A 12,288-nucleotide genomic window follows, 5' to 3' on the forward strand; every position below is an offset into this window, starting at 1 on the left:
CCTTTGGGCGTATAGTAAAAATGAAATAAATTGGATCTTGTAAATTTGGCATACCCCATGCCCGGATGGCATTCCCTTCTAGATTTATGTCCAGGCGGGAGGGGCGCGTTAAATTGTTGTTGACATTTGGCGGTAAGTATAATAGTATATCAATAGAAGCGAACAACTGTTCGGAAGATTAAGAAGGAGATTGTAAGGCTATGGCAAACGGAAATGAAGAGAAGAAAAAAGCGCTGGATGCAGCGATTGCAAAATTAGAGAAAGACTTTGGAAAAGGAACTGTGATGAAGCTTGGGGAGTCCGGGGCCCATGTATCCGTGGAGACCGTACCTACAGGATGTTTAAGCCTGGATCTGGCACTGGGGTTGGGCGGCGTGCCGAAGGGCCGCGTCATTGAGGTGTATGGGCCAGAATCCAGTGGTAAGACCACAGTGGCATTACATATGATAGCAGAAGTACAGAAGCGGGGCGGCATTGCGGGGTTTGTGGACGCAGAACATGCATTGGACCCGGTATATGCGAAGAACATAGGGGTAGATATCGACGAACTATATATTTCCCAGCCAGACAGCGGGGACCAGGCTCTTGAGATTGCAGAGACAATGGTGCGCTCAGGCGCCATTGATATTATTGTCATCGACTCCGTGGCGGCCCTTGTGCCGCGGCAGGAGATTGAAGGGGATATGGGGGACAGCCATGTGGGGCTGCAGGCAAGGCTGATGTCCCAGGCTTTGAGAAAGCTGACTCCGGTGATCAGTAAGTCTAACTGTATTGTCATCTTTATTAACCAGCTCAGAGAAAAAGTGGGGGTAATGTTCGGGAATCCGGAGACGACCACGGGAGGCAGGGCATTGAAGTTTTATGCATCCGTCCGCATGGACGTGCGCAGGATTGAGACTTTGAAGCAAAGCGGCGAGATGGTGGGAAACCGTACCCGCATTAAGGTAGTAAAGAATAAGATTGCACCGCCGTTCAAGGAGGCAGAGTTCGACATTATGTTTGGCAAGGGTATCTCAAAAGAAGGAGATATTCTGGACTTGGCAGCAGGCCTTGATATTGTGAAGAAAAGCGGCGCATGGTATGCGTATGAGGGCAACAAGATCGGGCAGGGGCGCGAGAATGCCAAGGCATATCTGATAGAGCATCCTGAACTGACAGAAGAGCTAGACCGCAAGGTACGCGCCCATTACCAGCCGGACGACTCACAAGGTGAGGCGGCAGAGGACTTAAGACTGACCCCCAAGGAAAAGAAAGGGGCAGAACCAAAGGATGCCAAGGCAGGCAAAAAATCGGAAGAGGAAGCTTGACATGATTGTGACGAAACTGGAAGCTGCGGCAAAGACAAAGTATAAAGTATTTCTTGACCATCAGTTCGCCTTTGTATTATACAAGGGCGAACTTGCCCGTTATGGGATCTGTGAGGGTGCGGAGATAGAGGAGGGGCAGGCGCAGGAGATTCTTTCCACGGTCATCCAAAAGAGGGCCAGGCTCAGGGCCATGCACCTTCTGGAGGCCATGGACCGGACGGAGGAAGGGCTTAGGGAGAAGTTAAGGCAGGGCCTGTATCCTGCCGAGGCAGTGGAGGGAGCAATCGAATACGTCAAGTCTTTCGGATATATTGACGATTATAGATATGCTGTCAATTTTATAGAGGGCAGAAAGAGCTCAAAAAGCAGGCGTGAGATATACGCAAAGTTGTGCGGCAGGGGCGTGCCCTCTGAGACAATTGAGCGTGCCTTCAAAGAGTGCATGGGGGAGGGCCAGGAGGCAGAGGCGATACGGGAAATTGTAAGGAAAAAGAGGATGGATCTGTCAAAGTCGACAGAAGAAGAATTACGGAAATTCATGGGATATTTATCGCGAAAAGGCTTTCATTATGACGATATCCGTCAAGTGATACAAATTCATAATGAGAATGCTTGACATAGTTGTGAAAACAGTATAAAATTTAACTGTTGTATTTAAACATACCCAAAAGGGCATCCCATAATTTATGCCCCGCCGGGCGGTACTGCAGATAAATCTGCATAGGGGGCGTACCCAGATATACGCCTTGTATCCACACCTGCCGGACGGCTTTGCATAAGACCATGGGATAATGTATAAATGTACAATGAAAATTAAATAAGGAGGTGCTCCTGTGCCGACAATGATAAGTATTGTTATTGCTGTAGCCCTCGCGCTGATAGTTGGCGTTATCACCCGTCTTTTGACGATTTCCAGCCTGAAGAATAATGCAGAGTCCAAGATTGGCAATGCAGAAGCTAAGGCGAGAGAGATAATTGATGATGCTGTAAAGACTGCTGAGACAACGAAGAAGGAAGCTCTTTTAGAGGTGAAGGAAGAGTCTATCCGGACGAAGAATGACCTTGAGAAAGAGACGAAAGAAAGAAGAAATGAGCTGCAGCGCTATGAGAAAAGAGTGCTTGCAAAGGAAGAGGCCGTTGACAAGCGGTCCGAGGCCATTGAACAGCGGGAAGTTAAATTTACAGCTAAGGAAGAGCAGCTAAAGCAGCGCGAAGCGAAAGTAGATGAACTTAGTCAGAAAAGAGTACAGGAACTAGAGAGAATCTCAGGACTTACCTCCGAACAGGCAAAAGAATATCTGTTGAAAACTGTTGAAGATGATGTGAAGCATGACACGGCCAAGATGGTGAGAGAGCTGGAGACACAGGCGAAGGAAGAGGCGGACAAGAAGGCAAAAGAGTATGTCGTCAATGCCATCCAGAGATGTGCAGCGGACCATGTGGCTGAGACTACAATTTCTGTTGTGCAGCTTCCAAGTGATGAGATGAAAGGAAGAATTATCGGCAGGGAGGGGCGCAATATCCGTACCCTCGAAACGCTGACAGGCGTTGAGCTGATTATCGACGATACTCCTGAGGCGGTGGTATTGTCGGGATTTGACCCCATCAGGAGAGAGGTTGCAAGGATTGCCCTTGAAAGGCTGATTGTGGATGGGCGTATCCATCCTGCAAGAATTGAGGAGATGGTAGAGAAGGCCCAAAAAGAAGTCGATGTGATGATAAGGGAAGAAGGAGAGGCTGCGGCGCTGGAAGTCGGCGTGCCGGGAATCCATCCAGAGCTGATACGTCTGTTGGGACGTATGAGGTTCAGGACAAGCTATGGGCAGAATGCATTGAAGCATTCTATTGAAGTGGCCCAGCTGTCAGGGCTTCTGGCCGGAGAGATCGGCCTGGATGTCAGGATGGCCAAACGTGCAGGGCTTCTGCATGATGTGGGAAAATCTATTGACCATGACGTGGAAGGATCCCATATTCAGATTGGTTCAGATCTCTGCAGAAAGTACAAGGAATCTGCTACTGTCATCAATGCAGTAGAATCCCATCACGGAGACGTGGAGCCTCAGACACTGATAGCATGTGTAGTCCAGGCGGCCGATACTATTTCTGCTGCCAGGCCGGGGGCCAGAAGAGAGACAATTGAAACATATACAAACAGATTAAAACAGTTGGAAGAAATATCAAACCAGTTTAAAGGCGTTGACAAATCTTTTGCTATTCAAGCAGGTAGAGAGATTCGAGTAATGGTAGTTCCGGAACAAGTATCTGATGATGACATGGTACTTATGGCCAGGGAGATTGCAAAACAGATTGAATTTGAGTTGGAATATCCAGGCCAGATTAAGGTAAATGTGATCCGTGAGTCACGGGTTACAGATTATGCAAAATAATTCATTTCAGATCAGAGTGGAAAGTACAGCCCTTGTCGTGAGACAAGGGCTTTTCTTATGGTGCAGGAAGGTTTCTTGAGTTCCCCTATAACATAAACACACGCTTCCTGTGACGGTGTGCACTGGTTCCAAGATGAAGAGTGCCCCAAGCAGAGAATCATGCTGTGTCAGGATTCTTTCTTAATATGCAATAGGAAAAATGGCATATCCCCCCAGTCCCTGCCTGGTCATATGTGGGATAAAAACATATTGGTGAAAGAATGGATTTAAAAACTTGCAAAATGCTATAAATATGTAACGAAAAATCAGGATTAATCAGATGCAAGTGAAATAAATAAGAATTATATAAAAATAAAACTTGCATATTGAAAAGGGGTATATTATAATTATAACTCAGAGCATGGAGGAATCCCCGGGCAGGCCTGGGGCAGTATTATATAACCATGGAAAAGAGTTAGTATTGTATATGGAAGCAGGAGGAGAGAAGATGTCACTTACATTGTCAAAAAAAGCAGCAGGTGTAAAGCCTTCATCTACATTGGCTATCACGGCCAAAGCCAAAGCACTGAGGGCGGAGGGTGTTGATGTAGTCGGGTTTGGAGCAGGGGAGCCAGATTTTAATACCCCGGATAATATTAATGAGGCGGCTGTAAAAGCAATCAGAGAAGGATTTACCAAATATACGCCGGCGTCGGGGACAGAAGAATTAAAAAAGGCAGTCTGTGAGAAGTTTAAAACTTTTAACGGCATAGATTATAAAACCAACCAGATTGTGATCAGTAATGGAGGCAAGCACTCCTTGACAAATATTTTCGAGGCAATCCTCAATCCCGGGGATGAGGTCATCATTCCGGCGCCATACTGGCTGACCTACCCTGAGATCGTCAGGTTATCCGATGGAAAACCGGTATATGTCTATGGGGAAAAAGAGAATGGATATAAAGTGACTGCTGAACAGATACGCAGTGCAGTGACAGAAGATACGAAGGCCCTGATTCTTAATACGCCCAGTAATCCTACTGGCATGGTTTATACGGAAGAAGAATTAAAGGAGATCGGGGATATTGCAGTGGAGAAGGATTTCTATGTGGTATCCGATGAAATGTATGAGTATTTGATTTATGGTGAGAAAAAGCATGTCAGCATTGCCTCACTGGGAGAGGAAATTTACAGACGTACAATTACATGCAGCGGCGTGTCTAAAAGTTACTCCATGACCGGGTGGCGTATCGGATATACCGGTTCCAGTCCAGAGATTGCAAAACTTATGGGCAGCGTACAGAGCCATCAGACATCCAACCCCAACTCAATTGCCCAAAAAGCTGCCCTTGAGGCCCTGACAGGGGATCAGTCTGCAGTCACAGCCATGAAGGAGGAGTTTGACAAAAGACGGAAATATATATATGGCCGTATTTCTCAGATGCCTCTGTTAAGCCTGCTTGAGCCAGAAGGGGCCTTTTATGTTTTTGTAGATACTGCCCAGGTTCTGGAACAAGCTTATAAGGGAAGAAAAATTGAGACGGCAGCCAGGCTGGCTGAGATTTTGATTGAAGATTATAAGGTGGCGGTGATCCCCTGCGGGGATTTCGGATTTGACAATTTTATCCGTTTGTCCTATGCTATTTCCATAGAGGCTATTGAAAAGGGCCTGGACAGAATAGAAGAGTTTGTTTCATCCCTGTAATTTGGGGAGGTGTAAAAGGAGCGGAGCATGAGCGGACAAATTAAAAGAGTCAAAAGAGAATTAAAGTTCAAAGGCGAGATCATCGATTTTTACCAGGACACCATGGAAATTGACGGGGACCACACAGTGGTCTGGGATTTTATCAAACATAAAGGCGCGGCGGCCGTGGTGCCAGTTTGCGAAGATGGAAAAATATGGATGGTAAGGCAATATAGGAACGCCCTGGAACGGTATACCTTGGAGGTGCCGGCAGGCGCCCTCAATGAAGAGGAGGAGCCTGGGATCTTGTGTGCCGGACGTGAACTGGAGGAGGAAACTGGATTTAAGAGCGAAAATCTGGAATGGCTGATTACGCTAAGGACTACAGTGGCTTTCTGCAATGAGAAAATAGAGGTCTATGTTGCGAGAGATTTAATCCCATCCAGGCAGCATTTGGATGAAGATGAATTTATAGATTTGAAAGCGTACACAATAGACCAGCTGAAGGAGAAAATATTCTCAGGTGAGATCGAGGACGCAAAAACAGTCTCTGCCCTCCTGGCCTATGATATGAAGTACGGAAAAAAAGAATAAATAAAGAACCCTGGCATATAATGAAATATCTGAACAATAGGAGGAGTGGCTGTGAAGATACTTCATACAAGGAAGCAGCTTTTTGTTTTCTTTATGCCGGGGTTTTTGCTGGGTATATTATATGTCAATTTAATTATGAAGAAATACACTGCAGAACCAGGGATATTCAGTGATTATTTTTTAAAGCAGTATGAAGCGGCGGAAATTGTGGCTGAAGAATACATATGGTATCTGCTCAGGGTGCGGGCAGTGCCTTTTCTGGTTTTGCTGGGCCTTGCATTCACAAGGATAAGGAAAGTTTCATCCGTGGCCTTTCTTGTTTGGACGGGCTTTTCCAGCGGAATGCTTTTGTCAATGGCGGTGCTGGGAATGGGGATCAAAGGGAGTATCTTATGTGTGGTGGGAATTTTTCCCCAGTTCTTGCTGTATATACCCGCCTATATGGTTGTAATCTGGTACAGTTATACATATCCCCAGAACAGATGGAATACCCAGAAAAGTATATTTGTGGCCCTGACTATGCTGACAGGGCTTATCCTTGAAGTATATGTCAACCCGCTGCTTATGCAGGCTTTTCTGAGTACCCTGTAGCCAGGGAATGGCCTGGAAGCATATGGGCCGGCCAGATGTATTCTTTGACAGCTATACCCAAAGGGCACCCCTTCATGCATATCCTTTATACGGAGTCCATCCGTCCGAAGGATATGCATGAAGGGGTGCCCTTTGGGTATACTTTAATCATGTTTCCCTAAGCTTCTTAGGAGGACGCCCAGAGCCCAGAGGCTTACTGCCAGCTGGCTGATTAACATGCCCCAGAGGTAACCTTGTATTCCAAAAAGAGGGATTGCAAAGAAAACACCGGCAATCCTGATAAGTAGCCCAAAAGAATTGATAAGAAATGTATAGGTTGTTTTCCCCAGTCCATTTATGACGCTTAAAAGCGCAGAGTTTGTATATAGGAAAGGGCACATCCAGGCCAGGGTAAGTATAAACTTGCCGGCCATGGCGCTTCCAAATAAGGCTGTGCCCATCCAGGAGCCGAAAACAAGGAAGAAAAAGCAGCAGCCAAGGCCCAGGATAAAACAGGCTCCTGCCACTTTTTTGATAATATCTACCATTTCCCTCTGGTTATCCGTGGCTTGTATTTCTGCCACAGTGGGCATAAGCATAATAGAGATGGAGCTCGTTATAGCTGAGGGGAACAGAATGCAGGGGAGGGCCATTCCCGTCAGGACGCCATAAGTGCTCAGGGCCTCTGAAGTGCTTAACCTGAACATTTGAAGCCTGGCTGGGATGGAAATGGCCTCTATGCTCTGGAGCAGTGTGATGAGGACTCTGTTTGCCGTCAGCGGCAGAGAGAGGGGGAGCAGCTCACGAAGGCGGGGGAATATATCCTTGTATGTAAAATCCAGCCGGGCAAAATGACGGGTGTTTCCCGACAGTGTTTTGGCAGCATAAAGTGCGGAAGCCATTTCCCCGATTACCAGTCCTACAACAGCGATTGAAACAGGGGCGTCAGTACCCTTTTTCTGCAGGATTAAATAGAAGATATAGACAGAAAGGATCCTGGCGGCCTGGTCGGCAAGCTGGGAGACGGCAGGTATTTTTGTTTCCTTCATGCCATAGCAATATCCACAGATACAACTATGGACTGCTGAAAATGGAAGTGCATAGGACAGTGGTATAAGAAGGTTTTCACAGCGGGGGTCGCCTAACAATGTTCCGGCGATATAGGCTGCATTTTTTTGGAGGAACAGCATACAGGCACAGGAAAATATAAAAGATAGAAAGAGTCCTAAAAGAAGAATCTCCCGGGCCTCTTTCTTCCTGCCGAGAGAGATTTTCTGTGCCACTGTCCTGGAAATGGCTGTCTCAAGCCCGGCTGCTGTCAGTGCGAAGCACAGTGAATAAACGGGGAAGATAAGCTGATATAACCCAACTCCTTCCTCCCCAAAGGTCTGGCTTAAAAATACCCGGTAAAAAAAACCCATAAAGCGGCACAAAAATCCAGTGGCCGTCAATATGAAAGTACCTCGGATGATAGTTTGTTTTCTGGACACGTGTATGTATCTCCTAAAAAACATGTTTTTAAAACATATTCCAGTTTTTGGCTTGACAGAACCCAAACCGGGTGGTATTCTACAAAAGTAGAAATCCTAGTAATTTAATAGGGATTAAAATACTAGGGATTCATGTACAAAATTGGGAGTGAAGACTGTTTCAATGACAGGAAGGTGATAAATTGAAGTTATCTACAAAAGGCCGTTATGGCCTGCGCGCACTGATAGACCTGGCACAGCACAGTGAGCGGGAACCTGTTTCCATCACCAGTATCGCCGGAAGGCAGGATATCTCAGAGCGCTATCTGGAGCAGCTGATGTCCATGCTCAAAAAAGCAGGGTTGGTGAAAAGTATCCGGGGCGCATCTGGCGGATATGTGCTGGCCAGGGAGGCCGGCGATATTTCTGTGGGGGACGTGCTGCGCGCTTTAGAAGGGAGCCTGGAGCCGGTAGAGTGCTCTGGGTTAAATTCTGAGGAAGGATGTAAAGCTGCAGACAGCTGTGTGACAAAATATGTCTGGCAGCGGATCAGTGAGAGTATCAACCAGACAGTGGATGAGATCAAGTTAGAACAGCTGGTTAAGGAGAGCAGGCAGAAGAGCTGCGGGGAAGTTTTCAGCCAGAGAAACTGTAAGAATTAATATGGAAGATGCAGGAGGAAACACAAAAATGAATAAACTGATTTATTTAGATAATGCTGCAACAACAAAAACAGCGCCGGAGGTCGTGGAAGCGATGCTCCCGTATTTTACGGAACACTATGGGAACCCTTCCAGTGTATATGGGTTTGCTGCGGCAAATAAAGAAGTAGTGGCAGAGCAAAGAGAGGTGATTGCCAGTGCGCTGGGGGCCAAAGCAAATGAAATATATTTTACGGCAGGCGGCTCCGAGTCGGATAACTGGGCGTTGAAGGCGGCCGCTGAGGCATATGGGAATAAAGGGAAGCATATTATCACCACGAAGATTGAGCACCATGCCATTTTGCATACTTGTGAGTATCTGGAGCAAAATGGCTATGAGGTGACTTACCTGGATGTGGATGAGAATGGAATTGTAAAGCTGGAGGAATTAAAGAATGCTATCCGGCCTGATACGATACTTATCTCTGTCATGTTTGCCAACAATGAGATTGGCACAATACAGCCTATCCGCCAGATTGGCGAGATTGCCCATGAACATGGCATATTGTTCCACACAGACGCGGTACAGGCATTTTGCCAGGTGCCTATCCAGGTAGATGACTGTCATATCGACATGCTCAGCGCAAGCGCCCACAAATTAAACGGGCCAAAGGGGATTGGATTCCTCTATATCAGGAAAGGCGTCAAAATCCGTTCCTTCATCCATGGAGGGGCACAGGAGAGAAAGCGCCGTGCCGGCACTGAAAATGTCCCTGGCATTGTAGGGTTTGGCGCGGCTGTAAAGCGTGCGGCAGCCACTATGGAGGAACGTGCCGAGAAAGAAACAAAGCTGAGGGATTATCTCATAAAGAAGCTGGAGGAGGAGATACCATACTGCAGGCTGAACGGAGACCGGGCCAAACGGCTCCCCAATAATGTGAATTTCAGCTTTCAGTTTATAGAAGGGGAGTCCCTGCTGATTATGCTGGATATGAAAGGTATTTGTGCTTCCAGCGGGTCTGCATGTACATCTGGTTCCCTGGATCCATCCCATGTGCTGCTGGCCATCGGCCTGCCCCATGAGATCGCACATGGGTCCCTTAGGATGACTCTGGGTGAGGAGACTACCAAGGAAGATTTGGATTTCGTTGTGGACTCCCTCAGGGAAATTGTGGAAAATCTCAGAAAAATGTCACCATTGTATGAAGATTTTGTTAATAAACAGAGTAAATAACAGGAGGATAAATTCATGTATACAGAAAAAGTAATGGATCATTTTCAAAATCCGAGAAATGTGGGGGAAATAGAGGGCGCCAGCGGCGTAGGTACAGTCGGAAACGCCAAATGTGGAGATATAATGCGCATTTACCTTGATATAGATGATAATCAGATTATCCGGGATGTGAAGTTTAAGACTTTTGGCTGCGGGGCTGCCGTGGCCACCAGCAGTATGGCCACAGAGCTGGTCAAAGGGAAGTCTGTGCAGGACGCGATGCAGATAACAAATAAAGCTGTCATGGAGGCGCTTGACGGACTTCCGCCAGTAAAGGTCCACTGTTCATTGTTGGCGGAAGAGGCTATCCACGCAGCATTATGGGATTACGCCCAGAAACATGGCATAAAAATAGAAGGGTTGGAAAAGCCGAAATCAGATATCCATGAAGGTGAGGAAGAAGAGGAAGAGGAGTATTAATGGACAGAGTTGTAGTGGGGATGTCCGGCGGCGTAGATTCCTCTGTGGCTGCATACTTGTTAAAGGAGCAGGGGTATGATGTGATTGGGGTGACGATGCAGATCTGGCAGGATGAAGACCGGGCGCTCCAGGAGGAAAACGGAGGCTGCTGCGGCCTAAGCGCCGTCGATGATGCCAGGCGTACCGCGGCCATGCTGGGGATACCCTATTATGTAATGAACTTTAAGGAGGAGTTTAAGGAGCATGTCATTGACTACTTTGTGGAGGAATATATAGAGGGGAGGACGCCGAACCCGTGTATTGCCTGCAACAGGTATGTAAAATGGGAATCCCTTCTCCACAGAAGCCTTTCAATTGGGGCGGAGTACATTGCCACAGGCCATTACGCAAGGGTGGAGCAGCTGGCAAACGGCCGCTATACACTGAGACGTTCGGCGGTTCTTGATAAGGACCAGACGTATGCGCTGTACAGCCTGACCCAGGAACAGCTTCGGCGCACGCTGATGCCAGTGGGGGAATATTCTAAGGATGAGATCAGGAAGCTGGCAGGGAAGATCGGCCTCCATGTGGCGGACAAGCCGGACAGCCAGGATATATGTTTTGTTCCAGACGGCGATTATGCTTCCTATATCAGGGAGAATACGAAAAACCAGATACGGGAAGGGAACTTTGTGTCAAGCGATGGCAGGGTATTGGGAACCCATAAAGGAATCATCCACTATACAGTGGGGCAGAGGAAGGGACTGGGACTTGCCTTGGGATATCCTGCATTCGTGCTTCAGATCCGGCCGGAGACTAACGAGGTAGTAGTCGGGACAAAGGAAGAATCTATGGTTTCTTCTTTTAAAGTGAACCAGCTGAATTTTATGTCTGTGGAGGGCATAACTAAGCCTTTGAGGGTTTTTGTAAAGATCCGGTATAACCACAGAGGGACATGGTGTACAATAGAAAAGACCGGCACAGATGAAATATTCTGTACCTTTGAGGAACCGCAGCGTGCTGTGACACCTGGGCAGGCCGCGGTATTTTACGATGGGGAATATGTGCTGGGCGGAGGTACAATTTTATGATAACCAGTGACTTTCATATGCATACAGACTTTTCATCTGACAGTGATGCTTCTGCCAGGCAGATGATAGAGGCAGCTATCCAAAAGGGACTCAAGACAGTCTGCATTACAGACCATAACGATGCGGATTATCCTTTCCATGAAGAAATGGGAGTTTCCGCTTTTGCCTTTGATTTGGGCGAGTATTTTAAAGTTCTGGGACAGCTTAAGGAGGAGTACAGGGACAAGATTGATGTCCGTATTGGGATAGAGATTGGGCTCCAGCCCCACCTTGGCGCTTATTGCAAAGAATTAGTGAATCAATATCCGTTTGATTTTGTAATTGGATCTATACACGTTGTCCATGGACAGGATCCCTATTATGGGGAAATATTTGAAGGGCGCACAGACGAGGAGGTATACAGGGAGACATTTGAAGCTACCCTTGAGAATGTGGAGGCTGTACATGATTTCGATGTTCTCGGGCATATTGACTATGTAGTGCGCTATGGGATGGGCCAGGCCAGGGACTACTCCTATCAAAAGTATAAAGATGAGATTGACGCAGTACTGAAAAAACTGATTTCTGAGGGGAAAGGGATAGAGATGAATATGGCTGGCTTTAAATATGGCCTTGGATTCTGCCACCCCCATCCTGATGTCATCAGGCGCTACCGTGAACTTGGGGGAGAGATCATTACTGTGGGGGCAGACGGGCACAGGCCGGAGCATATTGCTTATAATTTTAAGGAGGCCTCAGGGATTCTCAAAGGATGCGGATTTAAATACTATACAGAATTTAAAGGCAGAAAGCCTGATTTTAAGCAACTTCCATAAAAATCTATTTTGTACTTGAATTTTTGTTCTTGATTTAGTACAATTAACCATAGTTGATGAATCTTTAACAAGGCTGTTG

The 12,288-nt window shown here is 46.9% G+C and carries 12 protein-coding genes; 11 read left to right on the forward strand and 1 reads right to left on the reverse strand.

The window, feature by feature from the left end:
* Positions 1–200: 200 nt before the first annotated feature.
* From recA to EFA47_RS06790, 6 genes are all read left to right on the forward strand, one after another.
* A complete protein-coding gene (gene recA / locus EFA47_RS06765) occupies positions 201–1,307 on the forward strand; it encodes a recombinase RecA (protein WP_122642582.1) in 1,107 nt (368 codons plus the stop codon).
* Position 1,308: 1 nt separating this feature from the next.
* Positions 1,309–1,923: a regulatory protein RecX gene (locus EFA47_RS06770; RefSeq protein WP_122642583.1), complete on the forward strand. Its 615-nt coding sequence runs from the start codon at positions 1,309–1,311 to the stop codon at positions 1,921–1,923.
* A gap of 226 nt (positions 1,924–2,149) precedes the next feature.
* Positions 2,150–3,694 (forward strand): ribonuclease Y, encoded by a 1,545-nt coding sequence (gene rny, locus EFA47_RS06775; protein ID WP_178043768.1) that lies wholly within the window; start codon positions 2,150–2,152, stop codon positions 3,692–3,694.
* Positions 3,695–4,181: 487 nt separating this feature from the next.
* On the forward strand, positions 4,182–5,378 hold the full coding sequence (locus tag EFA47_RS06780; protein WP_122644435.1) for a pyridoxal phosphate-dependent aminotransferase: 1,197 nt from the start codon (positions 4,182–4,184) through the stop codon (positions 5,376–5,378).
* 27 nt (positions 5,379–5,405) lie between these two features.
* The gene (locus EFA47_RS06785; protein WP_122642585.1) at positions 5,406–5,951 is read left to right on the forward strand and encodes an NUDIX hydrolase; all 546 of its coding nucleotides are present in this window, start codon (positions 5,406–5,408) and stop codon (positions 5,949–5,951) included.
* A 51-nt stretch (positions 5,952–6,002) separates the two neighbouring features.
* Positions 6,003–6,542, forward strand: a complete 540-nt coding sequence (locus EFA47_RS06790; RefSeq protein ID WP_122642586.1) for a stage II sporulation protein M — start codon at positions 6,003–6,005, stop codon at positions 6,540–6,542.
* A 143-nt stretch (positions 6,543–6,685) separates the two neighbouring features.
* Here EFA47_RS06790 and EFA47_RS06795 read toward each other — a convergent pair whose 3' ends face one another.
* The gene (locus tag EFA47_RS06795) at positions 6,686–8,011 is read right to left on the reverse strand and encodes a polysaccharide biosynthesis protein (protein ID WP_122642587.1); all 1,326 of its coding nucleotides are present in this window, start codon (positions 8,009–8,011) and stop codon (positions 6,686–6,688) included.
* A gap of 182 nt (positions 8,012–8,193) precedes the next feature.
* On the opposite strand from EFA47_RS06795, the gene EFA47_RS06800 reads away from it, so the two are divergent.
* From EFA47_RS06800 to EFA47_RS06820, 5 genes are read left to right on the forward strand one after another with little or no spacing between them, the layout of a single operon-like run.
* Entirely contained in the window at positions 8,194–8,652 is a 459-nt protein-coding gene (locus tag EFA47_RS06800; RefSeq protein WP_122642588.1) for an RrF2 family transcriptional regulator, read from the forward strand.
* A 28-nt stretch (positions 8,653–8,680) separates the two neighbouring features.
* Positions 8,681–9,865, forward strand: a complete 1,185-nt coding sequence (gene nifS / locus EFA47_RS06805) for a cysteine desulfurase NifS (RefSeq protein WP_122644436.1) — start codon at positions 8,681–8,683, stop codon at positions 9,863–9,865.
* 15 nt (positions 9,866–9,880) lie between these two features.
* Positions 9,881–10,324, forward strand: coding sequence for a Fe-S cluster assembly scaffold protein NifU (nifU, locus tag EFA47_RS06810; RefSeq protein ID WP_122642589.1), 444 nt, complete (start codon positions 9,881–9,883; stop codon positions 10,322–10,324).
* The gene (mnmA, locus tag EFA47_RS06815) at positions 10,324–11,394 is read left to right on the forward strand and encodes a tRNA 2-thiouridine(34) synthase MnmA (protein WP_122642590.1); all 1,071 of its coding nucleotides are present in this window, start codon (positions 10,324–10,326) and stop codon (positions 11,392–11,394) included. Before nifU ends, mnmA begins: the two co-directional genes overlap by 1 nt.
* The gene (locus EFA47_RS06820; protein WP_122642591.1) at positions 11,391–12,209 is read left to right on the forward strand and encodes a histidinol-phosphatase HisJ family protein; all 819 of its coding nucleotides are present in this window, start codon (positions 11,391–11,393) and stop codon (positions 12,207–12,209) included. The genes mnmA and EFA47_RS06820 overlap by 4 nt, the downstream gene beginning before the upstream one ends.
* The last annotated feature ends 79 nt before the right edge of the window (positions 12,210–12,288 follow it).

Origin of the sequence: Luxibacter massiliensis, assembly GCF_900604355.1 — a bacterium.
Classification (GTDB): domain Bacteria; phylum Bacillota; class Clostridia; order Lachnospirales; family Lachnospiraceae; genus Luxibacter; species Luxibacter massiliensis.

Coding starts and splice junctions, on each gene's coding strand:
- recA (WP_122642582.1), top strand. CDS start 201: ATGGCAAACGGAAATGAAGAGAAGAAAAAAGCGCTGGATGCAGCGATT.
- EFA47_RS06770 (WP_122642583.1), top strand. CDS start 1,309: ATGATTGTGACGAAACTGGAAGCTGCGGCAAAGACAAAGTATAAAGTA.
- rny (WP_178043768.1), top strand. CDS start 2,150: ATGATAAGTATTGTTATTGCTGTAGCCCTCGCGCTGATAGTTGGCGTT.
- EFA47_RS06780 (WP_122644435.1), top strand. CDS start 4,182: ATGTCACTTACATTGTCAAAAAAAGCAGCAGGTGTAAAGCCTTCATCT.
- EFA47_RS06785 (WP_122642585.1), top strand. CDS start 5,406: ATGAGCGGACAAATTAAAAGAGTCAAAAGAGAATTAAAGTTCAAAGGC.
- nifS (WP_122644436.1), top strand. CDS start 8,681: ATGAATAAACTGATTTATTTAGATAATGCTGCAACAACAAAAACAGCG.
- nifU (WP_122642589.1), top strand. CDS start 9,881: ATGTATACAGAAAAAGTAATGGATCATTTTCAAAATCCGAGAAATGTG.
- mnmA (WP_122642590.1), top strand. CDS start 10,324: ATGGACAGAGTTGTAGTGGGGATGTCCGGCGGCGTAGATTCCTCTGTG.
- EFA47_RS06820 (WP_122642591.1), top strand. CDS start 11,391: ATGATAACCAGTGACTTTCATATGCATACAGACTTTTCATCTGACAGT.